Below are 25,496 nucleotides of genomic sequence, written 5' to 3' on the forward strand. Positions count from 1 at the left end.
CGCGACGGGCGGGTGGGGTGGAAGGAGAGGCCGGACGGGCCCGGTCGGAGGCATGGGGGTCCCCTACACGGCCATTCCGTACACGATGGTGAACACCGTGCCCAGAGAGCCGATGATGAAGACCCCTGTCAGGCCCGCGATGATCAGGCCCTTGCCCTGCTCCGCGCTGAAGGTGTCGCGCAGCGCCGTCGCGCCGATGCGCTGCTTCGCCGCTCCCCAGATGGCGATGCCCAGGCAGATCAGGATGGCGAGCGCCATGACCACTTCGATCATGACCTTGGCCTCGTTGCCCAAGCTGCCGAAGGGGCCCCAGTCGGGAGCGATCCCGCCGATGATGGTGTTGATGTCTCCCTCGTCGGCCGCAAAGAACATGTAAGTCACCGCCCCTGTCGGGTCGTTCCGTGCCCCCTGCGGGCATGCAGAGGTCAGGCCTCATTGTCGCCGACGATGACGCCGTCGGACGTCGACTCGGCGTCATTAGTTGGCGGGTTTCGTATGAAGAAAGCTTCTCACCGGCGCGCGCCGGTCCCCGGGAGGGGAGCGAGCCGATGAGTGATGAGTCGTATCGTCACTCTGTGTATCACGGTTGGGCCACGAAATGGTCGAACTCACCCGCGCGTACGCCGAGGACGAAGGTGTCCCACCGGTGTCGGTCCGTGGTGACGGTGGTCCCGGGGGTCGCGCCGGCGTGGATGCGGACGGTGAGGTCGTCTTCGACGGTCACGTCGATGGCGGTGGACCGGTGGGCGGTCACCTCCCCTTCCCCCTTGAGCACCTGAAGGAGCCTCAGGAAGTCGTCCGGCGTGGCGGTGAGTATCGCTCCGCTGGGATCGGCGGACTCGGTCATGTGGATGGCCGCCCGGGGAGCGGTGGTGGCTGCGACGTGTATGCAGGATTCGCCTTCGCCGCAGTACGAGGACTTCTGCCAGTGGGGCATGGGAGTGACTGCCTCTCAGATGGACTGGATGATGCGGTGGATGAGGGCCCGGGACTCGATCTCGATCAGGCTGAGGGCCAGCAGACGATCGAGGACCTTGCGGTACTTCTCCAGCTGGGCGTCGGCATCCAGCAGGGCGATGCCGTGGGACTGGTCGAGTTGGACGGTGTCGAGCGGCGGCACGGGGCCGTGCACGTAGTAGATCGGCTGTCCGGCTCCGGGAAAGCCGCCCGCGTCGAAGGGGATGACGTGGATCGAGATGTTGGGGTGCTCGCTCATCTTGAGCAGGTGCTTGAGCTGCCGCTTGGCCACGTCCCGCCCGCCGAACCTCATCTGCAGGGCCGCCTCGTGAATGATCGCCTGGTAGGGGACCGGCTGCTGGCGGAAGATGACGGCTTGGCGCTTGATGCGGAACGAGGTCCGGTGTTCCACATCAGGGGGTGACAGGTCGGGGACGACCTGAAGGAACACCTCGCGGGCGTGGTCCATCGTCTGCAAGAGGCCCGGAATGCCGGAGGTGTGGGCAGTGCGCAGGGCGGTGCCGTGGTGTTCCAGCTCGGCCAGATCCAGCAGACCCGACGGCAGGATGTCCCGGTACTCCTCCCACCAGCCGCGTCGGCGCTCGCCGGTCATCGCGGCGAGGCCTTCGACGAGGTCCTTGTCGGGGCAGTCGTATTGGCAGGCCAGAGTGCGCACGCGATCGGCGCTGACTGGCTGTCGTCCTGACTCCATGTTGCTGACCTGGGCTTGCTTGGTCCCTAGGAGTTGTGCGGCCTCCGTCGAGGTCAGGCCGGCGCGCTCGCGCAGTTTGCGCAGCTCAACACCGAAGCGGCGCTGCCGGGCAGTGGGGTTGGTTCTCGCGGGCATGCCCGTCGCTCCTCCGTACCACTCGTCACCCACACAGGTGGAAAGAGTAGTTATAGCTCCGATCGGGACGAAGAAAATAGTCCCTGACTGCTAGCTTCCTTCGTGGCGCCCCACCCCAGAAGTGCACTGGTCGACGGATCGGCATGCCACTGGGGAGCAACCGTACGCAATCCTCCAACTTCCCACGGTGATCGGAGACTTCCATGCCCACCGTAAACCCGCCCTGGTCGTACGTTCTTCAACTCCCGCACGATCCCCGTGCTCCGCGCATCGCGCGGGTCACCCTGCGGACCGTGCTGGGGGCGCACGGCCTCGCCGAGCTCGTGCCCACCGCGGAGCTGGTGGCCGCCGAACTCCTCGCCAACGCCCATGTGCACACCACCGGCCCCTACGCCCTGCGGCTGCGCGCCGCCGAGGACGGGCGGCTGCGGATCGGGGTGTGGGACACCGACCCGCGGGTGCCTCCCGGGTTCGGTGAGGGGGCACCGCTCGACGTGCCGCCGGACGAGGCGGAGAACGGGCGGGGGCTGTCGCTGGTGCGGGCCTGCGCGTCCTCGTGGGGTGTGGGGGCGCTGACCGGGGGGAAGGTCCTGTGGGCGGAGTGCGGCTGATGCCGTGCGTCCTGTCCCACGCGGCACAGGTGTTCCCGTCCCTCCCGTGATCACCCCGGAGAGGGGCGGGCGCCTCTATGCTGACGTGACGCTGACGTGGGCAGCGGACTCCGGGACGGCGAGGGGCGGTTGACGGTGCGTAAGGCCTGGATCGCGGCAGGCGTCGCTGTGGGTTCCGCGCTCGCCTTCGTCATGGTGCTCGCCGTCGGCGTCTTCGTCGTCGCGGGGAACCTCGCGGGCGGGGCCGGCGGAAGTGCCGCCAAGACGCTGGCGAAGGGGACCGTGCCGGCCGCGTACCAGGCCCTCGTGCAGAAGTGGGGCAATCTCTGTCCGGCCATCAACCCGGCGCTGCTCGCCGCGCAGTTGTACCAGGAGAGCGGGTTCAACCCGAGGGCGCAGAGCCACGCGGCGGCGCAGGGCATCGCCCAGTTCATCCCCGGCACCTGGGCCACCCACGGTGTCGACGGGGACGGTGACGGCGACCGGGACGTATGGGACCCGAACGACGCGATTCCCTCGGCGGCGACGTACGACTGCGCCCTCGCGGGCTATGTGAAGGACGTGCCGGGGAATCTGACCGAAAACATGCTGGCCTCGTACAACGCCGGGGCGTACGCGGTCATCAAGTACAGCGGTGTGCCGCCGTACAAGGAGACGCAGAACTACGTCAAGCGCATCCTCTCGCTGGAGGAGAGCTTCGCCGCGCCGGTCGGTCGGGTCGACCCCTCCAGGCAGGCCGCCGGAGCCATCGACTACGCGCAGAAGAAGCTCGGCACGCTCTACCTCTGGGGCGGTAACGGCACCGCTGACCAGGGAGGACGCTTCGACTGCTCGGGGCTGACCAAGGCCGCGTACGAGAGCGTGGGGATCACGCTCCCGCGGGTGGCGAACGATCAGTACAACGCGGGACCGCACCCCGCGCGGGACGAACTGCTCCCCGGCGATCTGGTCTTCTTCTCGGACGATCTCACCGATTCCCGGGCCATCCGGCATGTGGGCATTTACGTCGGCGGTGGGTACATGATCGACGCGCCGCGTCCGGGTGCCGTGATCCGATTCGACCCGATCGACACACCTGACTACTTTGGTGCCACCCGCGTCACCGAAGATGGCGCGAAAGCACTCCCCACGACGGTCTGAGCGGTGCCTGAACCAGCCCCCTGAGCTGCGACGACGCATCTCTCTTCGATAACGTCTGAGTGATCATTCGATAGAGGGCGGAACGTATCGGCCAGGGCCGTGCGTTCCTGTTGTCGTAGCCGAACAGGCCAGCGGTTCTACACCACGGGGGTGGGGTAGCGGCGTACGCACGGTGCGCCGGAGGAAAGAGATGACGAAGGGGCCTCAGCACCATGGCTGGACTCGCAGATTCCGGGTCGAACCCCGACGTCGACCTGCTCTATGACATCAACGGCCTGGCGAAGGCCGCACCGCCGTGGTTCGACCACCTCATGGAGTTCGTGGGCGAGTTCGGCCTGCTGTTCGCCTTGTTGGGGATGCTGGTGTGGTGCTGGTGGGGCGTCAGGAAGCGGGGCGGCGAGGACGCGGCCCCGACCGTGGCCGCCCTGGTGTGGGCCCCGCTCGCGGCGGGCGTCGCGGTCCTGGTGAACGTGCCGATACGTGAGTTCGTGGAGCGGCGCCGGCCCTTCCTGGACCACGAGGGGCTCGAGGTCCTGGTCGACGGCAAGTCCGACTACTCGTTCGTCAGCGACCACGCGACGCTCTGCATGGCGCTGGCGGTGGGGCTGTTCCTGGCCAATCGGCGGCTCGGGCTCATCGGCCTGGTGTTCGGGGTGCTGGGCGGGTTCATCCGGGTCTACATGGGGGTGCACTACCCGACGGACGTCGTGGGCGGACTCGCGCTCGGCACGGCTGTCGCGCTGCTGCTGTCGCCGCCCGCCATGGCGCTGCTGACCCCGCTGATGCGGGCGATCGAGCAGTCGCGGCGGGGGGCGTGGCTGATCAAAGGGGACGGGGCCGGGGCGCGGGTGAACCCCGGAGAGGCCCGGCAGTCCGGGCCGGGGGAGCGCGACCTGGCGGCGTAGCCCGCCGTCCCGTGTGATGTGTGACGTGTGTCACGAGGTGGAGTGGCCCCGGGGTGGTTCCCCGGTCAGGGTCACTCCACCGAGTGTTTCTGGGCGTCCGTACGGGCCTGGCTTCTGGCTCTCCTCGCGGGGCCGCGCCAGCCGCAGAGGCAGCGGGCGACGCAGAAGCGCCCCTGCTCGGAGGTGGTTGTCCTGTGTTCCTGGAGGCTTACCGGGGCTCCCTGCTGTTCCACGCGACAAAGGTACCGCTCCGGGTGTGTCTGCGTGACGGGGTCCCCCACCTGTCGTTAACCGGGAGGACAGGCGGCCCGTGTCGGACGTAGCGGGGGTAGGCGGAGCATGGCAGGACGGGAACTGCGGCGTGGGCGGGCCGGTGGTGCGGTCGTGGCCCTCGGGGCTGTCGGCTGTCTGCTGCTCGGCGGTCTCGCGGGGTGCGGCGGCAGGAGCGGGGCGGCGACCGGCGACTCGTCCGGGGGTTCGGCGGCGGTGGCGGTGGTGCGGGAAGCCGCGGACGCGCTGGTGGAGGCGGGCAGCTCCAAGGCGCGCACCTCGATGGAGATGGCCACCGGCGGTACCCGGGTGACCATCCGCGGGGAGGGCGTGTACGACTACCGGAAGCGGCTGGGGCGGCTGAAGGTGCTGTTGCCGCAGGATCCGTCCGGTACGTCGGTGCGCCGGCCCATCACCGAGCTGCTCGCTCCGGGCGCGCTGTTCATGAAGAACCGGGGCGCCGGGGTGCCCGCCGACAAGTGGGTGCGGGTGGACACCCGGACGCTGTCCGACGGGAACCTCGTCACCGGTGGCGTCACCGACCCGTTCGCCGCGGCAGAACTGCTGCGCGGGACGCGGTCCGCCACCTTCGTGGGCAGGATGGAGCTCGCCGGGGCCGAGGTGCGGCACTACCGGGGCACGGCGGACCTGCGCGAGGCCGCGCGCGTCGCCTCCGAGGCGAACAAGGGGCCGCTGGGCGCGGCGGCGACCGGCTTCGCCACCGCCGAGGTCCCCTTCGACGTCTACCTGGACGGCGAGGGACGCATCCGGAAGGTCCGCCACCGGTTCAGCTTCATGAACGGGGAGCGGGAGGAGCCGGTCGCGGTCGCCTCCACCACCCTCCTCTACGACTTCGGCGCCCCCGCCGACGTCCGCCTCCCGGAGCCCGCCGACATCTACGCGGGCCGGATCGCCGAGGAATGACCGGCGTGAACTAGCCCTTACGTGCCATGCGCGGGGCGCGGGGTGCTGCCTACGCTAGGGAGCCTCTGCCCGTATGACGGTATGGATGAGGTGACGGGTGTGGCCCCGCTCGGTGGTGGGTTGGTTCGGGACTATGTGGCCCTCGCCGAGATCGAGTTGTGCGGAGAGCTGATCATCGCCGCCTCCGCCGCCCAGGGCCGGCTCAGCCTGGAGAGCATAGACAAGGTGCTGAAGGTGGCCGAGGTGTGCACGGAGCCGGGGGTCGGTCCGGCCGGTCCGGCCGGACCGCGCGGCTCACGTCCGTAGCATGCGGGCGATCGCCTGGGTCGCTTCCTTCACCTTGGCGTCGATCTCGTCGCCGCCCTTGAGGGCCGCGTCGGCGACGCAGTGGCGCAGGTGCTCCTCCAGCAGTTGCAGGGCGAAGGACTGCAGCGCCTTGGTGGAGGCGGACACCTGGGTGAGTATGTCGATGCAGTAGACGTCCTCGTCGACCATGCGCTGCAGGCCCCGGATCTGGCCCTCGATGCGGCGCAGGCGCTTGAGGTGTTCCTGCTTCTGGTGGTGGTAGCCGTGGATGCCCCGGTCGTGGTCGGTGACGAGGGCCGTGGGGTCGGCCGCCTCGGTCGCGTCCGTGGTGTCCGTCGCGACCGTCGCGTCGGCGGTGTCCGTCACGTCCGTCACATCCGTCACGTCCGTGGTGTCCGTGGAAGAGGGCGCGCCGGCGCCGGTCCCGGTGGTCGTCATCGCGTCCTCCTGGTGCGGTGGCGGGCGAGATATACCCCTGGCGGGTATATGGTAGCGAACTTTGTTGGGTATAGGCACTGTGGCTGATGTCCACGGGCAGCAGCCGCGCCGCGGCCCCCGGACCGCCCCCGTGCCTGTTGCCCGAGACCGAATGGGTGACACTGGTGGACGGCCCGACAGTTGTGGCTGGATGGTGCGCCCGGCACCAGCCTCACCGAACCGATGCATCACGAGGACCCCACGTGCGCTTTCGTCTGACCCCCAGGGAGACGAGCTTCTACGACATGTTCGCCGCCTCCGCGGGCAACATCGTCACGGGCTCGAAACTCCTGATGGAACTGCTCGGGGCGGACGGCCCCGCCCGGGTCGAGATCGCAGAGCGTATGCGAGCCGCGGAACACGCGGGTGACGACGCCACGCACGCGATCTTCCACCAGCTGAACTCCTCGTTCATCACGCCCTTCGACCGCGAGGACATCTACTCCCTGGCCTCGTCCCTCGACGACATCATGGACTTCATGGAGGAGGCCGTCGATCTGGTCGTCCTCTACAACGTCGAGGAACTGCCCAAGGGCGTCGACCAGCAGATCGAGGTGCTGGCGCGGGCCGCCGAGCTCACGGCCGAGGCCATGCCGAACCTGCGGACCATGGACAACCTCACCGAGTACTGGATCGAGGTCAACCGCCTGGAGAACCAGGCCGACCAGATCCACCGGAAACTGCTGGCCCATCTCTTCAGCGGCAAGTACGACGCCATCGAGGTGCTCAAGCTGAAGCAGATCGTGGATGTCCTGGAGGAGGCGGCCGACGCTTTCGAGCACGTGGCGAACACAGTCGAGACCATCGCCGTCAAGGAGTCCTGAGCCCCTTCATGGACACCTTCGCTCTGGTCGTGACCATCGGGGTCGCGCTCTTCTTCACCTATACGAACGGCTTCCACGACTCGGCGAACGCCATCGCCACCTCGGTCTCGACCCGTGCGCTCACCCCGCGGGTGGCCCTCGCGATGGCCGCCATCATGAACATGGCCGGCGCCTTCCTGGGGTCCGGGGTGGCCAAGACGGTCAGTGAGGGGCTGATCCAGACCCCCGAGGGCGCGACCGGCATGGGGATCCTGTTCGCCGCGCTCGTCGGCGCGATCACCTGGAACCTCGTCACCTGGTACTTCGGACTGCCGTCCTCCTCCTCGCACGCCCTGTTCGGCGGCATGGTGGGGGCGGCGCTGGCCGGCGGGACGACCGTGTACTGGGACGGGGTGCTGGACAGCGTCGTCATCCCGATGTTCGTGTCGCCGATCGTCGGTCTGCTCGTCGGCTACCTGGTCATGACCGCGATCATGTGGATCTTCCGGCGGTCCAACCCGCACAAGGCCAAGCGCGGTTTCCGTATCGCGCAGACGGTCTCCGCGGCGGCCATGGCGCTCGGGCACGGTCTCCAGGACGCGCAGAAGACGATGGGCATCGTGGTGATGGCCCTGGTCATCGCGGACGTCGAGGAGTACGGCGATCCCATCCCGGTCTGGGTGAAGATCGCCTGTGCGGTGATGCTGTCGGCCGGTACGTACGCGGGCGGCTGGCGGATCATGCGGACGCTGGGCCGGAAGATCATCGAGCTGGACCCGCCGCAGGGGTTCGCGGCCGAGGCGACCGGCGCGTCGATCATGTTCGCCACGGCGTACCTGTTCAAGGTGCCGGTCTCCACCACGCATGTGATCACGTCGGCGATCATGGGTGTCGGGGCGACGAAGCGCATCAACGCGGTGCGGTGGGGCGTCGCCAAGAACATCATCCTGGGGTGGTTCATCACCATGCCCGCGGCGGCGCTGGTGGCGGCGGCCTCGTACGGGCTGGTCCATCTGGTGACCCTCCGGTAGCGCCGGAAAACGCTCGGGCCCGCCCCCACTACCGGGGGGCGGGCCCTTCGCGTCCTCACGGTGGCACCGCCATGCAGCACCGTGAGGGGTCTGTGATCAGCCGAAGCGGCCGGAGATGTAGTCCTCCGTGGCCTGGACCGACGGGTTGGAGAAGATGCGCTCCGTGTCGTCGAGCTCGATCAGCTTGCCCGGCTGGCCGACGGCCGCCAGGTTGAAGAACGCGGTGCGGTCGGAGACGCGCGCCGCCTGCTGCATGTTGTGCGTCACGATGACGATCGTGAACTGCTCCTTGAGGTCACCGATCAGGTCCTCGATGGCGAGGGTGGAGATCGGGTCCAGGGCGGAGCAGGGCTCGTCCATCAGGAGCACCTTCGGCTCGACCGCGATCGCGCGGGCGATGCACAGCCGCTGCTGCTGGCCACCGGAGAGGCCCGAGCCGGGCTTGTTCAGGCGGTCCTTGACCTCGTTCCAGAGGTTGGCGCCCCTCAGGGACTTCTCGACGATGCCGTCCAGCTCGGACTTCCGGTACTTGCCGTTCAGGCGCAGGCCGGCCGCCACGTTCTCGTAGACCGACATGGTGGGGAACGGGTTGGGGCGCTGGAAGACCATGCCGACCTCGCGCCGCACGGCGACCGGGTCGATGCCGGCGCCGTAGAGGTTCTCGTCGTCGAGCATGACCTTGCCCTCGACCCTGCCGCCGGGCGTGACCTCGTGCATGCGGTTGAGGGTGCGGAGGAAGGTCGACTTGCCGCAGCCGGACGGGCCGATGAAGGCCGTCACGGAGCGGGGCTCGACGGTCATCGAGATGTCCTCGATGGCGAGGAAGGAGCCGTAGTAGGCGTTGAGGCCGCTGATGTCGATGCGCTTGGCCATGTGGATCACTGCTTCTTTCGGGTCCGTGTCGCTGATGGCCGCGTCAGCGACCGGTCTTCGGGGCCTTCCAGCGGGCGATGCCGCGGGCCGCGAGGTTGAGGATCATGATGAACGCGATGAGCGTCAGGGCCGCCGCCCAGGCACGGTCGTAGGCCGGCTCGGAGCCGTTGTTGTACTGCAGATAGATGTACATCGGCAGTGACGCCTGAGGGCCGTCGAAGGGGTTGGCGTTGATGGTGGCCGTACCCCAGACCAGCAGCAGCACGGGAGCGGTCTCACCGGTGATGCGGGCGATGGCCAGCATGACGCCGTTGACGATCCCGCCGATGGACGTCGGCAGGACGACCTTCAGGATGGTGCGCCATTTGGGGATGCCGAGCGCGAGGGAGGCCTCGCGCAGCTCGTTCGGGACGAGCTTGAGCATCTCCTCGGTGGACCGGACGACGATCGGGATCATCAGGATGCACAGGGCGAGCGAACCGGCGAAGCCGGAGTAGCCCATGTCCAGCATGATGATCCACAGGCTGAGGATGAACAGGCCGGCGACGATCGACGGGATGCCCGTCATGACGTCGACGAAGTAGGTGACGGCCTGGGCGAGCTTGCCCCGCCCGTACTCGACCAGGTAGATCGCGGTCAGGATGCCGAGCGGGACCGAGATCAGGGTGGCGATGCCGACCTGCTCCAGGGTGCCGAGGATGGCGTGGTAGATACCGCCGCCGGGCTCCTGGTCGGCGACGACACCCATGGAGTGGGTGAGGAAGAAGCCGTCGAGGACCTTCACGCCCTTCTTGACCGTCTCCCAGATCAGGGAGGCCAGCGGGATGACGGCGATGATGAAGGAGACCCAGACCAGGCTGGTCGCGGTGCGGTCCTTCGCCTGACGCTTGCCCTCGACCACGGCCGACAGGGCGTAGGAGCCGAAGATGAAGAGGAGCGCGGCGATCAGCGCCCACTGGATGCTGCTGTGCAGGCCGGCCACGGTGCTGATGCCGAGGCCCAGCGCGATCGAGCCGGCGGCGACGGCGGCGGCGTACCACTTGGGGAGCCGGGCGCCGTGCAGGGAGCTCGCGGACTTGGGGGTGATGGTTGCGTGGCTCATGCGTTGGCCCCCGAGTACTCCTTGCGGCGGGCGATGATCAGGCGGGCGCCGCCGTTGACCACCAGGGTGATCACGAAGAGCACCAGACCGGACGCGATCAGCGCGTCCCGGCCCAGCGGGTTGGCCTCGTTGAACTTGCTGGCGATGTTCTGCGCGAACGTGCCGCCGCCCGTGTCGAGCAGGCTGAAGTTGATGTCGAAGGACGACGAGAGCACCATGGCCACGGCCATCGTCTCGCCGAGCGCGCGGCCGAGGCCCAGCATCGAGGCGGAGATCACGCCGGAACGGCCGAAGGGGATCACCGACATGCGGATGACCTCCCAGCGGGTGGCGCCCAGTGCGAGGGCGGCCTCCTGGTGCATCTGCGGCGCCTGCCGGAAGACCTCACGGCTGACGCTGGTGATGATCGGCAGGATCATCAGGGCGAGCAGGACGCCCACCGTGAACAGCGAGCGCGCGACGCCGCCGTTCCACTCGAAGAGGCCGGTCCAGCCGAGGTAGTCGTCCAGCCAGCCGTAGAGACCGCCCAGGTGCGGTACCAGCACGAGGGCTCCCCACAGGCCGTAGACGATGGACGGCACGGCGGCGAGCAGGTCGATCACGTATCCGATGAGGCCGCTGAGCCTGCGCGGGGCGTAGTGCGTGATGAACAGCGCGATGCCCACCGAGACCGGGACCGCGATGACCATGGCGATGACCGACGACACGACGGTGCCGTAGGCCAGTACCGCGATGCCGAACTCCGGCGGGTTGCCGCTGGGGTTCCATTCGAACGAGGTGAAGAAGTTGGCCTCGTTGCTGCCGAGCGCGATCACCGTGCGGTACGTGAGGAAGGCCGCGATCGCGGCCATGAGCACCAGCACGAAAATGCCGGACCCCCGGGAGAGCCCGAGGAAGATCCGGTCACCGGGGCGGGTGGCGCCGCGGGCGGCGCGCTTCTGCTCGGCCGGCGGGGGGACGGGGGGTGGGGCGGTCTGTGTTGTGGATATGTCCATCAGGGTTCTCCGGTCTGCGGGGCCTCTCACTGTTCGAGGCCCCATGGCGGCGGTGCACCGGACGGTGCGGTCCGGCCCCTGGTGGGGAGCCGGACCGCACTCGGGGTCAGCTCAGGCTCGAGATGGTGTCGCGAACCTTGGTGATGATCTCCTCGGGCATCGGGGCGTAGCCGGCGTCCGCCAGCAGGGCCTGACCGTCCTCGGAGGCCATGTAGTTCAGGAAGGACTTCGTGGCGGGCAGGGTGTCCGCCTTGTTGCCCTTGTCGCAGGCGATCTCGTAGGTCACCAGGACGAGCGGGTAGGCACCCTCGGCCTCGGGGGTGTAGTCCAGCTCCAGCGCGAGGTCCTTGCCGGTGCCGACGACCTTGGCGGCGCCGATGGCGGCCGTGGCGTTCTCGATCGTGGCCTTGACCGGCTCGGCGGCCTCGGTCTTCACGTCGACGGTCTTGATGCCCTCCTTGGCGTAGGAGAGCTCGAAGTACGAGATCGCACCCTCGACCTGCTTCACCTGCTGCGCCACACCGGAGGAGCCCTGGGCGGACTGGCCGCCCTTGGCCTCCCACGACTTGCCCGGCTCGTAGGGCCAGGCCTTCGGCGCGGCGGCCTTCAGGTACTTGGTGAAGTTGTCCGTGGTGCCGGACTCGTCGGAGCGGTGGAAGGCCTGGATCTTCAGGTCGGGGAGCTTCGCGTCGGGGTTGAGCTTCGCGATCTTCTCGTCGTTCCAGTTGTCGATCTTGCTGTCGAAGATCGCCGAGATGGTCGCGGCGTCCAGGACGAGCTCGTCGACGCCCGGGACGTTGTAGCCGATCGCGATCGGGCCGCCGACCATCGGCAGGTCGATGGCCTGACCGTCGGTGCAGATCTTCTTGGAGTCCTCGATCTCCTCCGGCTTGAGCGCCGAGTCGGAGCCGGCGAACGCGGTCTGACCCTGGAGGAAGGCGGTGATGCCGGCGCCGGAACCGTCAGGACGGTAGTTGACCTGCACGTCCTTGCAGGCGGCCGTGTAGTTCTTGACCCAGGCGTCGATCGCGTTCTTCTGCGCGGAGGAGCCGGAGGCCTGAAGCTGACCCTTGGCGTCGTCGCACTGGATGTTGCCGGTCTGCGCGCTGGCGGAGGAGTCACCGCTGCCGCCGTTGCCGCCGCTGGTGTCGTCCGACCCGCACGCCGTGAGGGCCAGGGCGCCGGAGACGGCGAGAGCGCCGAGAGCGAGGGCTCGCCGGTTCTTGCGCTGAAGCTTCACTTGAGTTCCTTCCAGGTGCCGCCGGCCTGAGTGCGGCGGCGTGCGAAGTCTGAAGTCAGAAGTCTGGGCGATGCCGGCGCCCGATCGGCGGGCGGTTCGCATCGCGTAAGGCCGAAATTAGGCAGAAGAGGTGACGTCGCCGATGGGCGTAAATGAACGAGAGGTGAACCCCTGAGGACGGTGTGGTGAGGTCACGGAACGCTTACGCCAAGGACACGGGGGGATACCGGGCCGGAACGGGGCACTCCCGTACGACGGAGGACCGCGGCCGGGGTGTCGTCCGGGCGTTTCCGGATGGCTGTTTGCGCGTTGCCTGGAGGTGGTGCGGGTGGTGCGGGTGGTGCGGGTGGTGCGGGCGGCATGCGTGGTGCGGGTGGTGTGCGTGGTGACGGAGGGGCTGCCGCAGGGGCGGGCGGGTGCTAGCGGGCCGAGCGGAAGGTGGCGAGCAGGGCGTCCACCAGGTCCGCGTCCCTCGGCTCGGTGAGCCGGCGGCGGGCCCTGTGCGGGGGGAGCCAGAGGATGCGGTCCACCTCGTCGTTGGGGGTGAACGTGCCGCCGACGGCCTCGGCGGCCCAGTACCGGACCCGCTTCGGCCGGCCGTTCGCCAGGTAGTGCGCCGACGGGAGTTCCACGGCGGGCACCGCCCAGTGGCCCGTCTCCTCCGCGACCTCGCGCAGCGCTCCGGCGAGTGGGTCCTCGCCGTGCTTCAGCTTGCCCTTGGGCCAGGACCAGTCGTCGTACTTGGGACGGTGCACGAGACACAGTTCGAGCGTCCCCCCTACCGGGGAGTGCCGCCACAGGACACAGCCGGCCGCCTGAACGGTGAGCGTGAGGGCGGCCGGGGCCGGGGTCGGCTCCGGGGTCGGGTCCGGGGCCGCGGGCCGGCGGGAGCTGTCGGACGGGCTCACCGGGTGCCTCCCTACAACGAGCCGACGACGTCCGTCTGCCAGCAGTGCTGGAACGCGTACCGCGCCGCCTCCACGTCGTGCCGCTGGTCCGCGTGGAGCACGCCGAGCGCGTACGCCGTGGCCGGGGCGATCCGCGGGGTACGGGCGGCGTGCGCCGCGGCCGCCGACGCCTCGGAGGCGTCCCGGTGCCGGTCCAGGGCCTCGCCCGCGGCGACGAGGCCGACGTTCGGGGGCGGGGCGGCACTGCCGGTGTTTCCCGCGGGGCCGCCGGTGCGGGCGGTGCGGTCCGCGGGGCCTTCGGTGCCGGTGGGGGCCGGGACGGCGGCGTACAGGACCTCACGGGCGTACCGGTGCAGGCGCAGCAGCAGACGGACCTGGTGCCAGGGAACGTCCTGCGGATGCGGGGCCGGATCCGGCGACAGCCCGTGCAGCAGCGCCTCCGCGTTGTACGGGCTGCCCGCGGTGACCAGGGGCAGCGCGGCGACGGCGTCGACGAGCCGCTCCCGCGCGGTCTCGGCCAGCGGGCGCAGGTCGGCGGAGCCGGCGGCCGGGGTCAGCGGAACCTCGCTGGCCAGCACGGCGACCTTGTCGGCGACCGCGTGGAAACGGGAGGAACCGAGGGCCTGCAGCGCCGTGGAGTGCGCCCGGGTCCGGGCCAGGGTGAGCTGCCGGTCCAGCAGGGCACCGGCCCTCGCGGCACCCACGGTGAGCTTGCCGCGTTCGGACACCGCGGTGGCGGCCGTCGGCTCGGCGGGACCGGAGGCGGTCGCCGTACGCGTACCGGTACGCGCGCTCGCCCCGGGGGCGGCGGGGGCCGGGGCGGCCGACCGGGCCGTCCCGGTTCTGCTCCCGGCGTCCGCCTGGGCCGGGAACGCCGTGCCCGACAGCCGGTGCAGGGCCAGGAGCAGCCGCTCCAGCCGCGCCGAGCAGGCGTGTTCCAGGGCCAGCGTGCCGGAGACCCAGGCCAGTTCCGGGCGCATCGCCTCGGACCAGTCGGGGTCCAGGACCGCCTGGAAGGTGTGCAGGCTGCCGCTGATCCGGCGGGCCGAACGGCGCAGCGCGAGCGCCGCCTCGGCGGAACCCTCCGAGGACGCCGTGCCCGCCCCCGCCTCCCGGTGGAGGCGCAGCGCGCGCAGGAACTCGGTGGCCTGGGCCCGCAGATAACCGGCGAGGGCCGCCGCGGGCACCGGGCCGGTCACCGGGCTGAGCACCGGGCCGGCCAGGCGGGTCGGATCCGTCGGTTCAAGGTGTTGCTGTGCCACGCCGGCGCCTCCGGGCGTCAATGAGCATCTCCTGGACGTGCCGCAGGGGCCGGCCGTCCGCGTCCACCGCGTGTCGGGTCCACGTTCCGTCCGAGCCGAGGTGCCAGGACGAGGTGGCGTCGGACATGCCGGTCTCCAGCAGCCGGTTCAGCGCCGCCCGGTGGGCGGGGTCGGTGACCCTGACCAGGGCCTCGATACGGCGGTCCAGATTGCGGTGCATCATGTCCGCGCTGCCGAACCACACCTCGGGCTCACCGCCGTTGCCGAAGCAGAAGACACGGGAGTGTTCGAGGAAGCGGCCGAGGATGGAACGGACCCGGATGTTCTCCGACAGGCCCTCGACGTCCGGCCGGATCGCGCAGATGCCGCGCACCCACACGTCCACCGGCACCCCCGCCTGCGACGCCCGGTAGAGGGCGTCGATGATCGCCTCGTCCACCATCGAGTTGACCTTGATGCGGACGTAGGCGGGGCGTCCGGCCCGGTGGTGCTGGGCCTCCTTGTCGATCCGCGAGATCAGACCGTCGCGCAGCGACTTCGGCGCGACCAGCAGCCGCCGGTACGTCTCACGGCGGGAGTAGCCGGAGAGGCGGTTGAACAGGTCGGAGAGGTCCGCGCCGACCTGCGGGTCGGCGGTGAGCAGGCCGAGGTCCTCGTAGAGCCGGGCCGTCTTGGGGTGGTAGTTGCCGGTGCCGACGTGGCAGTAACGCCGTAGCGTCTCGCCCTCCTGGCGGACCACGAGGGACAGCTTGCAGTGGGTCTTCAGGCCGACCAGGCCGTAGACGACGTGGCAGCCGGCCTCCTCCAGCTTGCGCGCCCAGTTGATGTTGGCGTGCTCGTCGAAGCGGGCCTTGATCTCGACCAGGACGAGGACCTGCTTGCCGGCCTCGGCGGCCTCGATCAGCGCGTCGACGATCGGGGAGTCACCGGAGGTCCGGTACAGGGTCTGCTTGATGGCGAGGACGTCCGGGTCGGCGGCGGCCTGCTCCAGGAAGGCCTGCACGGACGTGGAGAACGAGTCGTACGGGTGGTGCAGGAGCACGTCCCGGCTGCGGAGCGCGGCGAAGATGTCGGGCGCCGACGCCGACTCGACCTCGGCGAGGTCGCGGTGGGTGCCGGCGATGAACGCGCGGTACTTCAGCTCGGGCCGGTCCAGGCCGTGGATCCGGAAGAGACCGGTGAGGTCGAGCGGCCCCGGCAGCGGGTACACCTCGGCCTCGCTGATCTTCAGCTCGCGCACGAGCAGGTCCAGGACGTCGCGGTCGATGGACTCCTCGACCTCCAGGCGCACCGGCGGCCCGAAGCGGCGCCGCATGAGCTCCTTCTCCAGGGCCTGGAGAAGGTTCTCCGCGTCGTCCTCCTCGACCTCCAGATCCTCGTTGCGGGTGAGCCGGAAGGCGTGGTGCTGCAGCACCTCCATACCCGGGAACAGCTCCTCCAGATGGGCGGCGATGACGTCCTCGAGGGGGACGTAGCGGCCCGGGGAGCTCTCCAGGAAGCGGGACAGCAGCGGCGGCACCTTGACCCGGGCGAAGTGCTTGTGGCCGGTGACCGGGTTGCGCACGACCACGGCCAGGTTCAGCGACAGGCCCGATATGTACGGGAACGGGTGCGCCGGGTCGACCGCCAGCGGGGTCAGCACGGGGAAGATCTGGTGCCGGAAGAGGGTGAACAGGCGGGCCTGCTCCTTCTCCGTCAGCTCGCTCCAGCGGACCAGGTTGATGCCCGCGTCCGTCAGCGCGGGCAGGACGTCCTCGTGGAAGCAGGCGGCGTGCCGCGCCATCAGCTCGCGCGAGCGGCTCCAGATCATCTCCAGCACCTCGCGCGGCTGGAGGCCGGAGGCGGAGCGGACGGCGACACCGGTGGCGATACGGCGCTTCAGGCCGGCCACCCGGACCATGAAGAACTCGTCCAGGTTGCTGGCGAAGATCGCGAGGAAGTTGGCCCGTTCGAGCAGCGGGGTGGCGGGGTCCTCGGCGAGTTCGAGGACCCGCTCGTTGAACGCGAGCCAGCTGCGCTCCCGGTCGAGGAATCGGCCCTGGGGCAGCGGTTCGCCGCCCGTCTGCGACTCCTCGTAGGCGTCGAGGTCCGCGTCGATGTCGGGTTCCAGGTCGGAGACCGTGCCGGCCACGGTGTGCGGCCGGTGTGCGGCGATGGAGCCCACGGAGGGCTGCGCGTGCTGTACCTGTGCCTTTGCGTCGGCGTTCGGCTGGCTCATGGACCCATTGTTCCGCGCCTGCAGCCTCACGGGCGCGTCGGAAAGCGCGGGTGGGACGAATGGTGCCCCTGGGACGTCCCAGTCACCCCTCCGGGGCGGCGGTGGCTCTGAGGCGGCGCGATTCATTCGCCGAGCGTCGCAAGACTGTCTGAATCAGCGGTTACGGAGACATGACGTGCGGGATATCGGGGAGCGGCCCGCGGGGAGCGCGTCCGGGGTGCGAACCGTACATTCCCGGCGGTATGGCGCCGTGTCGATCAGGTGTCCCGTGCGGGGGTGGGGGTGTGGCCCGCCCCGGGCCCGCTTCGGGCCGGTTCTGCGGCCCTCCGTCAGCCGTATGCGCCCGCTTCGGGCGGGCTCGCGCCGGGGGCCGGATTCGGGCCCCCGGCGGAGACGGCGGGCCGGAGCCGGTGCGCGGGGCGCGAGCCCGGTCTCTCCGGTCCGCCGGTCTGTCGGGTCTGCTGGGTTCGCCGGTCTGTCGGGTCCGTCGGGGTCGCCGGGTTCGCCGGGTCCGCCGGTCTGTCGGGCTCGCCAGGTCCGCCGGGCCTGTCAGGTTCATCGGGTTCGCCGGGTCTGTCGGGCTCGTCGGGCCTGGCAGGTCTGACGAGCCCGTTGGGCTCGCCGGGTCCGTTGGGTCTGTCGGGTCCGCCGGGGCCGGTGGGTTTGTCAGGTCTCCGTCCGGTACATCAGGTCCGTCTCGTGGGTGAGGAAGCCCAGCCGCTCGTAGACGGCCACGGCCGCCTTGTTGTCGGCGTCGACGTACAGCATCGCGGTGGGCAGTCCCTGCCCCGCCAGGTACCGCAGGCCGATCGTGGTCAGGGACTTGCCCAGGCCGCCGCCCTGGGCCTGCGGGCTCACGCCGAGGACGTACACCTCGCCGAGCCCCTCCGCCCGGTGCACCTTGGTCCAGTGGAAGCCGACGAGCCCGCCGCCCTCCCGCTCGGCGAGGAAGAAGCCCTCGGGGTCGAACCACGGCTCGGCCTTGCGGTCGTCCAGGTCGCGCTGGGTGAGGGCACCCTGCTCGGGGTGGTGGGCGAAGGCGGCGGCGTTCAGCGCGAGCCAGGCGGCGTCGTCCCGCCCGGGGACGAAGGCCCGCACGGTCACGCCCTCCGGCAGTACCGGATCGGGCAGCTCCAGCCCGGCCAACGGCCGCCGCATCTGCCGCAGTTCGCGGAAGAGGGTGAGTCCGAGGACCTGGGCGAGATGGCGGGCCGCGGAGTGACCGCCGTGCGCCCACACCCGCAGCCGCTTGCCGGAGGCGGCGAGCAGCGCGGACCCGAGCGCCCGTCCGTGCCCCCGCCCCCGGTGGGAGGGGTGCACGACCAGCTCGGCGGCCGGTGGTTCGACCGGGTCGGTGTCCTCCAGCTGGGCGTACCCGACGAGTTCGCCGTCCTTGCCGCCGTCGCTCTCGCTCGCCTCGCTCGTCTCGCGGGTGAGGAAGAGCAACAGATGGGTCACGCCCGCCCGTTCACCGCCGCGCAGCTGCAACCGCCCCTGCTCGGACACCGCCTGCTGTCCGTCGGTCCGGGCGGCCTCGTCGAGCAGGGCGAGAACCGCCTCGATCTGCTCGGGGGAGAGCGCGGTGTACGTCTGGAGCGAGCGGGTGCGGCCCGGCCGTGCGAAGTCGTCGCTGGTCATGCGTACGAGGGTAAGCGGCGGGCGCCGAAAAGGGACGACGACGGCGTCGGACGCGGAGCCGAACGCACGGCGCGAGCGGCCCCGGCCGCACGGCGCGACCGGTGCCGGGACTGAAAGATAACCAGGATGTAATCATGAACCCCCTGTCGCGCTACGCGCGTTGACCCTAGGCTGCGCCGGGCGGTCGGCGCGCGCCTCACGCGGGTTCGGCCCGGCCCCGCGTAGACCAACCCCGACCGACTCCGACCCACGCAGACCCGCAGGGGGGCGCATGCCAGCCACACCCAGGTCCACATCCTTGACGTACCGTCCGCGCCGCAGACGCCGTACGAACCGTCTTCTCGTGTCCGCCGCCGGTGTGCTCACCATCGGCGCGCTGGCCGCGGCCACCCTGCCCGCGGAGGCGGCGAGCGCGGGTGGGGTCAAGGGCGGCGCGTCGCACGGGCACGGCCACCACAAGGGGCACCCGGGCCGCTACCAGGACGTGCAGCTGCTGTCCTTCAACGACCTGCACGGCAACCTGGAACCCCCGACGGGTTCCTCGGGCCGGGTCACCGAACTGCACCCGGACGGGACGACCAAGACCGTCGACGCGGGCGGTGCGGAGTACCTCGCCACCCACCTGCGCGAGGCCCGTAAGGGCAACCGCTACTCCGTCACCGCGGCCGCCGGCGACATGGTGGGCGCGTCCCCCCTCCTCTCCGGTCTCTTCCACGACGAGCCCACGATCGAGGCGCTGAACAAGCTCGACCTGGACGTCTCCTCCGTCGGCAACCACGAGTTCGACGAGGGCGCCAAGGAGTTGGGCCGGCTGCAGAACGGCGGCTGCCACCCCGTCGAGGGCTGCTACACGGACAAGAAGTTCAAGGGCGCCGACTTCCCGTACCTGGCGGCCAACGTCCTGGACGAGAAGACGGGCAAGCCCGTCCTGAAGCCGTACTGGGTGTGGAAGCAGAAGGGCGTCAAGGTCGGTTTCATCGGCGTGACGCTGGAGGCCACCCCCGACATCGTCTCCGCGGAGGGCGTGAAGGGCCTGTCCTTCAAGGACGAGGTCGAGACGATCGACAAGTACGCCAAGGAGCTCCAGCGCCAGGGCGTGAAGTCGATCGTGGCCCTGGTGCACGAGGGCGGCTTCCCCGCCTCGTCCTCCTACAACTACGACTGCGACTCCCCGGGCGCCGGCGACGGCGTCTCCGGCCCGATCGCCGACATCGCCAAGAAGGTCTCGCCCCAGGTGGACGCGCTGGTCACCGGCCACACCCACGCGGCGTACGTGTGCACGATCCCGGACCCGGCGGGCAAGCCCCGCATGGTCACCTCGGCCGCGTCCTTCGGCCGCCTCTACACGGACACGACGCTGACGTACGACCGCGCGACGGGTGACATCGCCCGTACGGCCGTCAAGTCGGCGAACCACGTGGTGACGCGGGACGTCCCGAAGGCGCCGGACATGACCCGGCTGATCGGCAGGTGGAACACCCTCGCCGCCCCCATCGGCAACCGCCCGATCGGCTACATCTCCGGTGACATCACCAAGGACGGCACCACCGAGACCCCGCTCGGCGACCTGATCGCCGACGCCCAACTGGCCTACGGCCGGACGCTGGACCCGGAGACCGACCTGGCCCTGATGAACCCCGGTGGCATCCGCGCCCCCCTCACCTACGCGGCGAGCGCCGCCGAGGGCGACGGCGTGGTCACCTACGCCGAGGGCTTCACCGTGCAGCCGTTCGCCAACACGGTCAACCTCCAGGACTTCACCGGCGCGCAGCTGATCCAGGTCCTCAAGGAGCAGGTGAGCGGCGCCAACGAGGCGGCGCCGAAGATCCTCCAGATCTCCGCCGGCCTGACCTACACCCTGGACCTGACCAGGACCGGCGCGGAGCGGGTGGTCACGGACTCCCTCAGGCTGAACGGCTCCGCGATCGACCCGGCCGCCACCTACCGCGTCGCCACGAACAACTTCCTCGCGGGCGGCGGCGACGGCTTCCCGACCCTCGGCGAGGGCACGGCGGATCTGGTCGGCGAGGACGACCTGACGGCCCTGGAGCAGTACCTGACGGCCAACTCCTCCCCCACGAACCCGATCGCCCCGCCGGCGGCGGACCGCATCACGGTCGTCCGGTAATCGGCGGACGACCCCCGGGAGGGGCCCGGCACACCCGGCAGGCCGTGAGGCCCGCGGGCGCCGGGCCCCTTCTTTCCGTTCCGGAAGCCCGGCCCGGCCGTGCGCATGCGCCGGAGCGTGTCCGTCACCTCGAGGCGGTGTCTCCCGCTCCGGGCCACACGACCGCCTGCGCGACGATCACCCGGTCGCCGTCGAAGGTGACCGACGGCCCTTCGTGGAGCCGGTACCCCATCGCCAGGGCCTCGCTCACCCGACGGCAGAACGCCACGTCGTCAGGACCGGTCAGCACGCGGTACACAGGCAGCCCGTCCGGCGGTGTCTTCATGATCCCAGCGTGTCACACGCGTCCCGGTTCCAGAGGGCTCAGAGGGCTCAGAGGGCCACGAGGTCGATGACGTTGACGACGACGTGGCGGTTGGACACGACGTAGGTGACGAAGCCGCCCTGGAAGCCCGCGGACCAGCTGTTGTCGCGGTTGCTGAGGGCCGGCGGGCCGAACGGGTTCAGGGTGAGCAGCTTCTCGAGGTTCTCGAGCGAGGTCCGCCGGGAGCCCGGTAACGCGGCCTTCCGCGCCGCCGCGCGGTCCACGTACCGGATGGCGTAGGCGCTCACCGGCACCCGCCCGCGGGGACGGGCCGGCCGTCCGCGTCGAAGCCGTGGCCCTGCGCGTCGCGGAACACGAGGCCTTCGGTGTCGTCCGTCGTCATGCGTTTGACGGTCTGTTCGACGTCGTCGAGGTAGCCCGGCGTGGCGCAGGCGCAGGCGAAGGGGAACCACTTGTCGATCACGGCGTCGAGCGCCGACTGGTCGAAGTCGGCGGCGGCGCTCAGCCACTCCTGCTCGAAGGCCTGCAACCAGTCCCGGCGCCGCTGCAGGGCCGCACGGATCGCCTCGGGTGTCCTCTCGCAGGAGTTCGGATCCACCTCGTGGGCCATGGTCGGCTCCTCTCCTCCGGCCGGGGTGTGACGTGTGGGCCGGAGGACCACGGTAGAACGCGCGAGACACCGGACGGGGACAGACGGACGTACCACCTGTCACCACCGGCCCACCCGCCCACCGGCCTCCGGACCGCCGAGCACGGTCCCGCCGAGCACGGTCCCGCCGAGCACGGCCCCGGCGAGCACCTGCTCACCCGAGTGCGACTGGGCCGCTACCGCACCCGCGCCGGGGAACTGCTCACCGCCGGAGTCTTCTCCGACCGGGGGCGTCGCCTGTCACCGCAGTCGGCTGAATGCCTGGTCGGCGTCGGCCACGGCCTCGGGGTGAACGTCGTGGGCGGTTCGACCGTCGGCGATCTTCTGCCAGTTGGTCCGGGCGAGCACCCGCTGGACCGCGAGTGTCTGGGCGGCCAGCAGGCGTGCCTGGATGCCTTCACCGAGGGCGCCCGCCAGTGGGCCGCCGACCACGCCACCGCGTTCACGGAGGGTTCGGAGAGGCCGTAACCTCGTCGACCGCGATCTGCGCCCCGGGCCGCAGCCCTCAGTCCGCCGTCGCCCGCCCCCCGTCTCCGGGATGTGCCGGACGAGTGCGCGCGTCGCCTGCAGACGTCCTCAGGGGCGGCGGGCCAGCACGTGGGCGTCGAGGAAGCCCCGCTCGGAGGCCGGGTCGTGGAGCAGCCGGGCGAACGTGACGAGGCCGGCCCCGGCCAGCAGCTCGGCGAACCGGTCCACCGGCCAGCTGTAGGCGGGCGTCACCTTGTGGTCGAAGCGGACCGGCTCCGGTCCGTCGGTCGCGAAGAACGAGACCAGGAGCAGGCCCCCCGGCGTCAGGACACGCACCTGCTCGGCGAGCAGCGCGGGCAGTTCCTCAGGAGGGGTGTGGATCACCGAGTAGTGGGCCAGCACGCCGCCGAGCGCGCCGTCCTCGACCGGCAGGGCCTCCATTCGCGCCTCGTCGAACCGCAGCGCCGGATGGGCCCGCCGGGCGTGGTCGACCATGCCCGGGGACAGGTCGAGCCCGAAGGCGTCCAGCCCCAGGTCGTGCAGCATGGCCGTCAGATGTCCGGGCCCGCAGCCGACGTCGGCCGCCCGCGGGTTCCCCGTCCCGCGCACCAGCTCGGCGAAAGTACCGATCATGTTCCGTGAGAACGGGTGCGTCTCCAGCCGATCGGCGAACAGCGACGCATAGAGCTCGACGACCCCGTCGTAGGCGGCCTTGGTCTCGTCCTGGTGTTCCGCCACGGGGAAGAAGCTAACACTCGTTCCGCACGCTCGATCGGCCCTGCCCCCGTCAGGGCACCTCGGGGGGTGGGGTGGGGGCGCCGGGGAGGCGGATCGTGGCGGTGGTGCCGCCGCCGTCCGCGCGGGTCAGGGTGACCCGGCCGCCCGCCTGCTGGACCGTGCGGGCCACGATGGACAGGCCGAGGCCCGAGCCGGGGAGGGCGCGGGCGGTGGGGGAGCGCCAGAAGCGGTCGAAGACGTGGGGGAGTTCGTCGGCGGCGATGCCGGGGCCGTGGTCGCGGACGGTGAGGACGCCGTCGGCGAGGCGGACGTCGACCGTGGCGCCCTCCGGGCTGAACTTCACCGCGTTGTCCAGGACGTTGACCATGGCCCGCTCCAGCGCGGAGGGCTCCGCGCGTACGTACCAGGGCCGGACGTCCGCCGCGATGGTCAGCTCCGGGCCGCGCAGCCGGGCCCGGCGCAGCGCCGACTCCACGACGTCCTGCCAGGCGACGATCTGCGCACGGCCCTCGTGCTGGCCGGTGTCCGGCCGGGACAGCTCCTGCAGGTCGCCGATGAGTGCCGCCAGCTCCGTCATCTGTGCCTTGACCGAGGTGAGCAGGGCCTTGCGGTCCTCGGCGGGCAGGGGGCGGCCCGTCTCCTCGCTGCGGGTGAGGAGTTCGATGTTGGTGCGCAGGGAGGTGAGCGGGGTGCGCAGTTCGTGGCCGGCGTCCGCGATGAGCTGCTGCTGCAGGTCGCGGGAGCTGGCCAGGGCGGACGTCATCGAGTTGAAGGAGCGGGAGAGACGGGCGACCTCGTCCTCGGAGTCGTCCTCCACGGGGATGCGGACGCCCAGGTCCTCGGTGCGCGCCACGTGCTCCACGGCCTCGGTGAGCTTGTCTACGGGACGCAGACCGGCGCGGGCGACCGCGAGGCCGGCGGCGGCCGCACCGAGCACTCCGACGCCGGAGACGAGGAGCAGGATCAGCGCGAGGTCGCCCAGCGTCGACTCGGTGCCCTTGAGGGGCACGGCGACGAGGACGGCGGCCTTCGAACTGGTCAGCGTGCTCGGATTGTTGATCACCAGCGGCAGCGTCAGGACGCGCACCTCGGCGCCGTCCTGGTCGGTGCCGTCGCGGTAGAGGCCCGTCGAGCCGTCGCCCGCGCTCGCGATGACGTCCCGGTCGGACTCGGTGACCTTGATCCTGCCCGCCGAGCTGGGGAACAGGCACACGGTCCCGTCCTCCCTGACCACCTGGGAGAAGGTCTGCCCGAAGCCTCCGTCCATGCTGTCCCGGGGGGTGTCCGTGCAGTTGCCGAGGGCGCTGCGGATCTCGCCCCGCTGCTGCGGGTCCTGCAGCGCCGTCGCCTTCTTCAGGTCGTTGTCGACCTGCTCGTACAGCTTCCCCTGCACGATGAACCAGCACGTCACCGACACCGCCGCCACCGCGAACGCCACCGCCGCCGCCACCAGCAGCGACAGCCGCGCCCGGATGGGCAGCGCGCGGAACCGGCGGACCAGTGCCGTCACTCCGTGCCGTCCTGCCGCAGGGCGTAGCCGACGCCCCGCACCGTGTGCACCAGGCGCGGTTCGCCGCCCGCCTCGGTCTTGCGGCGCAGATACATGACGTACACGTCGAGGGAGTTCGACGACGGTTCGAAGTCGAAGCCCCAGACCGCCTTCAGGATCTGCTCCCGGGTGAGCACCTGGCGCGGGTGCGCCAGGAACATCTCCAGCAGGGTGAACTCGGTGCGGGTCAGCTCCACCCGTCGCGTGCCCCGGGTCACCTCGCGGGTCGCCAGGTCCATGCGCAGGTCGGCGAAGGCCAGGACGTCGTCCTCCTCGGCGGTGCCGGCCACGGCCGCCGCGTACGAGCTGCGGCGCAGCAGTGCGCGGATCCGGGCGAACAGCTCGTCCAGCTCGAACGGCTTGACCAGGTAGTCGTCCGCCCCGGCGTCCAGCCCGGTCACCCGGTCGCCGACCGTGTCCCGGGCGGTCAGCATCAGGATGGGTGTGGTGTCGCCGGTGGCCCGGATGCGGCGGGCGGCGGTCAGGCCGTCCATCCGGGGCATCTGGATGTCGAGGACGACCAGGTCGGGCCGGTGGGCCGCCGCCTTCTCCAGGGCGTCCGCGCCGTCGACGGCGACCTCGGTGCCGTATCCCTCGAAGGCCAGGCTGCGCTGGAGCGCTTCGCGCACCGCCGGCTCGTCGTCGACGATCAGGATGCGCTGGGGGGCACGGTCACGGTCACGGTCGCCGTCTGCGGGGCTCATGGGGTCGGGGGATCCTCTGGTCTGCCGGGATGTCGGGGGGCCGGGATGTCGGCCGGTGGTGTCTCGGGCTGCTGGCCTGCTGGTCTGGGAGGGGAACGCGCGGCCGGGCGTTCGAACTCTCAGGGTCTCAGGCTCGCACGAGTGCCCGGGGCGCGTGGGTCACGGATCAGCCGCGCGCGGTGCGGCGGTGACCGTGTCCGTTGTCGGTCCTGCGGCGGGTCGTGGCCGGGGCGACCTCCGGGGCCCGCGGTGCCGGGGTGGGCAGCTCGGCCGCGACCTCCAGCGCGAGGGCGAGACCGGCCGGGTCGGCGCCGGGGACCTCGTGGGTGACCTGTTTGATCTGCCGGGCCTGTGCGATCATGTCGGACTCCTCGGGTGGGAACCGCGTCGGATCGGTGCGTACCGCGTGGGGCGGGGATGCGCGGCAC

The 25,496-nt window shown here is 70.6% G+C and carries 28 protein-coding genes; 9 read left to right on the forward strand and 19 right to left on the reverse strand.

What is annotated here, in order from left to right; genetic code table 11:
- Positions 1–63: 63 nt before the first annotated feature.
- From ACTWJ9_RS17515 to ACTWJ9_RS17525, 3 genes are all read right to left on the reverse strand, one after another.
- Positions 64–372 (reverse strand): hypothetical protein, encoded by a 309-nt coding sequence (locus ACTWJ9_RS17515; RefSeq protein WP_042174769.1) that lies wholly within the window; start codon positions 370–372, stop codon positions 64–66.
- A gap of 208 nt (positions 373–580) precedes the next feature.
- Positions 581–937, reverse strand: coding sequence for a DUF397 domain-containing protein (locus ACTWJ9_RS17520; RefSeq protein ID WP_387035825.1), 357 nt, complete (start codon positions 935–937; stop codon positions 581–583).
- Positions 938–952: 15 nt separating this feature from the next.
- Positions 953–1,804 (reverse strand): helix-turn-helix domain-containing protein, encoded by an 852-nt coding sequence (locus ACTWJ9_RS17525; protein ID WP_279335168.1) that lies wholly within the window; start codon positions 1,802–1,804, stop codon positions 953–955.
- Positions 1,805–2,007: 203 nt separating this feature from the next.
- On the opposite strand from ACTWJ9_RS17525, the gene ACTWJ9_RS17530 reads away from it, so the two are divergent.
- The 5 genes from ACTWJ9_RS17530 (at position 2,008) to ACTWJ9_RS17550 (ending at position 5,960) form a co-directional block, all read left to right on the forward strand.
- Positions 2,008–2,415 (forward strand): ATP-binding protein, encoded by a 408-nt coding sequence (locus ACTWJ9_RS17530; protein WP_387035822.1) that lies wholly within the window; start codon positions 2,008–2,010, stop codon positions 2,413–2,415.
- A gap of 129 nt (positions 2,416–2,544) precedes the next feature.
- Positions 2,545–3,555, forward strand: coding sequence for a C40 family peptidase (locus tag ACTWJ9_RS17535; RefSeq protein ID WP_279338002.1), 1,011 nt, complete (start codon positions 2,545–2,547; stop codon positions 3,553–3,555).
- A gap of 212 nt (positions 3,556–3,767) precedes the next feature.
- Complete coding sequence (locus tag ACTWJ9_RS17540) at positions 3,768–4,460, forward strand: phosphatase PAP2 family protein (RefSeq protein ID WP_443294403.1); 693 nt, start codon at positions 3,768–3,770, stop codon at positions 4,458–4,460.
- Positions 4,461–4,799: 339 nt separating this feature from the next.
- Positions 4,800–5,654 (forward strand): hypothetical protein, encoded by an 855-nt coding sequence (locus tag ACTWJ9_RS17545; RefSeq protein ID WP_279335171.1) that lies wholly within the window; start codon positions 4,800–4,802, stop codon positions 5,652–5,654.
- Positions 5,655–5,744: 90 nt separating this feature from the next.
- A complete protein-coding gene (locus ACTWJ9_RS17550) occupies positions 5,745–5,960 on the forward strand; it encodes a hypothetical protein (protein WP_443295895.1) in 216 nt (71 codons plus the stop codon).
- On the opposite strand, the gene ACTWJ9_RS17555 is transcribed toward ACTWJ9_RS17550, so the two are convergent.
- Positions 5,949–6,398 (reverse strand): metal-sensitive transcriptional regulator, encoded by a 450-nt coding sequence (locus tag ACTWJ9_RS17555; protein ID WP_443294404.1) that lies wholly within the window; start codon positions 6,396–6,398, stop codon positions 5,949–5,951. The genes ACTWJ9_RS17550 and ACTWJ9_RS17555 overlap by 12 nt on opposite strands.
- A gap of 242 nt (positions 6,399–6,640) precedes the next feature.
- Here ACTWJ9_RS17555 and ACTWJ9_RS17560 point away from each other — a divergent pair, with 242 nt between their 5' ends.
- Both ACTWJ9_RS17560 and ACTWJ9_RS17565 read left to right on the forward strand, forming a co-directional pair.
- Positions 6,641–7,261, forward strand: coding sequence for a DUF47 domain-containing protein (locus ACTWJ9_RS17560; RefSeq protein WP_279335173.1), 621 nt, complete (start codon positions 6,641–6,643; stop codon positions 7,259–7,261).
- Between the two features lie 8 nt (positions 7,262–7,269).
- A complete protein-coding gene (locus tag ACTWJ9_RS17565; RefSeq protein WP_279335174.1) occupies positions 7,270–8,271 on the forward strand; it encodes an inorganic phosphate transporter in 1,002 nt (333 codons plus the stop codon).
- Between the two features lie 96 nt (positions 8,272–8,367).
- Here ACTWJ9_RS17565 and pstB read toward each other — a convergent pair whose 3' ends face one another.
- The 8 genes from pstB to mshD all read right to left on the reverse strand — a co-directional run bounded on the left by pstB (position 8,368) and on the right by mshD (position 18,507).
- Entirely contained in the window at positions 8,368–9,144 is a 777-nt protein-coding gene (gene pstB / locus ACTWJ9_RS17570) for a phosphate ABC transporter ATP-binding protein PstB (protein ID WP_384203996.1), read from the reverse strand.
- Between the two features lie 43 nt (positions 9,145–9,187).
- Positions 9,188–10,246, reverse strand: coding sequence for a phosphate ABC transporter permease PstA (gene pstA / locus ACTWJ9_RS17575; protein WP_279335176.1), 1,059 nt, complete (start codon positions 10,244–10,246; stop codon positions 9,188–9,190).
- Positions 10,243–11,241 (reverse strand): phosphate ABC transporter permease subunit PstC, encoded by a 999-nt coding sequence (gene pstC / locus ACTWJ9_RS17580; protein ID WP_388708391.1) that lies wholly within the window; start codon positions 11,239–11,241, stop codon positions 10,243–10,245. The genes pstA and pstC overlap by 4 nt, the downstream gene beginning before the upstream one ends.
- Positions 11,242–11,347: 106 nt before the next feature.
- Complete coding sequence (gene pstS, locus ACTWJ9_RS17585) at positions 11,348–12,481, reverse strand: phosphate ABC transporter substrate-binding protein PstS (RefSeq protein WP_443294405.1); 1,134 nt, start codon at positions 12,479–12,481, stop codon at positions 11,348–11,350.
- A 419-nt stretch (positions 12,482–12,900) separates the two neighbouring features.
- A complete protein-coding gene (locus ACTWJ9_RS17590) occupies positions 12,901–13,281 on the reverse strand; it encodes an NUDIX hydrolase (RefSeq protein ID WP_443295896.1) in 381 nt (126 codons plus the stop codon).
- Between the two features lie 119 nt (positions 13,282–13,400).
- Entirely contained in the window at positions 13,401–14,651 is a 1,251-nt protein-coding gene (locus tag ACTWJ9_RS17595; protein ID WP_387035817.1) for a CHAD domain-containing protein, read from the reverse strand.
- Positions 14,632–16,869, reverse strand: a complete 2,238-nt coding sequence (locus ACTWJ9_RS17600) for an RNA degradosome polyphosphate kinase (protein WP_279335181.1) — start codon at positions 16,867–16,869, stop codon at positions 14,632–14,634. Before ACTWJ9_RS17600 ends, ACTWJ9_RS17595 begins: the two co-directional genes overlap by 20 nt.
- Positions 16,870–17,535: 666 nt before the next feature.
- Positions 17,536–18,507, reverse strand: coding sequence for a mycothiol synthase (mshD, locus tag ACTWJ9_RS17605; RefSeq protein WP_387035813.1), 972 nt, complete (start codon positions 18,505–18,507; stop codon positions 17,536–17,538).
- A 271-nt stretch (positions 18,508–18,778) separates the two neighbouring features.
- Here mshD and ACTWJ9_RS17610 point away from each other — a divergent pair, with 271 nt between their 5' ends.
- A complete protein-coding gene (locus ACTWJ9_RS17610; RefSeq protein ID WP_443294406.1) occupies positions 18,779–20,635 on the forward strand; it encodes a bifunctional metallophosphatase/5'-nucleotidase in 1,857 nt (618 codons plus the stop codon).
- 124 nt (positions 20,636–20,759) lie between these two features.
- Here ACTWJ9_RS17610 and ACTWJ9_RS17615 read toward each other — a convergent pair whose 3' ends face one another.
- Genes ACTWJ9_RS17615 through ACTWJ9_RS17625 form a run of 3 tightly spaced genes read right to left on the reverse strand, consistent with a single transcriptional unit; the run spans position 20,760 to position 21,570 of the window.
- Positions 20,760–20,960, reverse strand: a complete 201-nt coding sequence (locus ACTWJ9_RS17615) for a DUF1737 domain-containing protein (protein ID WP_279335184.1) — start codon at positions 20,958–20,960, stop codon at positions 20,760–20,762.
- A gap of 47 nt (positions 20,961–21,007) precedes the next feature.
- Positions 21,008–21,247 (reverse strand): hypothetical protein, encoded by a 240-nt coding sequence (locus ACTWJ9_RS17620; RefSeq protein WP_279335185.1) that lies wholly within the window; start codon positions 21,245–21,247, stop codon positions 21,008–21,010.
- Positions 21,244–21,570 (reverse strand): DUF6247 family protein, encoded by a 327-nt coding sequence (locus tag ACTWJ9_RS17625; RefSeq protein ID WP_279335186.1) that lies wholly within the window; start codon positions 21,568–21,570, stop codon positions 21,244–21,246. The genes ACTWJ9_RS17620 and ACTWJ9_RS17625 overlap by 4 nt, the downstream gene beginning before the upstream one ends.
- Before the next feature lie 27 nt (positions 21,571–21,597).
- Here ACTWJ9_RS17625 and ACTWJ9_RS17630 point away from each other — a divergent pair, with 27 nt between their 5' ends.
- Positions 21,598–22,077, forward strand: a complete 480-nt coding sequence (locus tag ACTWJ9_RS17630; RefSeq protein ID WP_388708379.1) for a hypothetical protein — start codon at positions 21,598–21,600, stop codon at positions 22,075–22,077.
- A 108-nt stretch (positions 22,078–22,185) separates the two neighbouring features.
- Here the strand turns inward: ACTWJ9_RS17630 and ACTWJ9_RS17635 are convergent, their stop codons facing one another.
- The 4 genes from ACTWJ9_RS17635 to ACTWJ9_RS17650 all read right to left on the reverse strand — a co-directional run bounded on the left by ACTWJ9_RS17635 (position 22,186) and on the right by ACTWJ9_RS17650 (position 25,429).
- The gene (locus ACTWJ9_RS17635; RefSeq protein WP_387035805.1) at positions 22,186–22,815 is read right to left on the reverse strand and encodes a class I SAM-dependent methyltransferase; all 630 of its coding nucleotides are present in this window, start codon (positions 22,813–22,815) and stop codon (positions 22,186–22,188) included.
- 49 nt (positions 22,816–22,864) lie between these two features.
- On the reverse strand, positions 22,865–24,325 hold the full coding sequence (locus tag ACTWJ9_RS17640) for a sensor histidine kinase (RefSeq protein WP_387035804.1): 1,461 nt from the start codon (positions 24,323–24,325) through the stop codon (positions 22,865–22,867).
- Positions 24,322–25,068 (reverse strand): response regulator transcription factor, encoded by a 747-nt coding sequence (locus ACTWJ9_RS17645; protein WP_279335189.1) that lies wholly within the window; start codon positions 25,066–25,068, stop codon positions 24,322–24,324. The genes ACTWJ9_RS17640 and ACTWJ9_RS17645 overlap by 4 nt, the downstream gene beginning before the upstream one ends.
- Before the next feature lie 166 nt (positions 25,069–25,234).
- Complete coding sequence (locus ACTWJ9_RS17650) at positions 25,235–25,429, reverse strand: hypothetical protein (protein WP_443294407.1); 195 nt, start codon at positions 25,427–25,429, stop codon at positions 25,235–25,237.
- Positions 25,430–25,496: the final 67 nt, after the last annotated feature.

Origin of the sequence: Streptomyces sp. GDS52, from assembly GCF_052246875.1 — a bacterium.
Classification (GTDB): Bacteria; Actinomycetota; Actinomycetes; order Streptomycetales; family Streptomycetaceae; genus Streptomyces; species Streptomyces cathayae.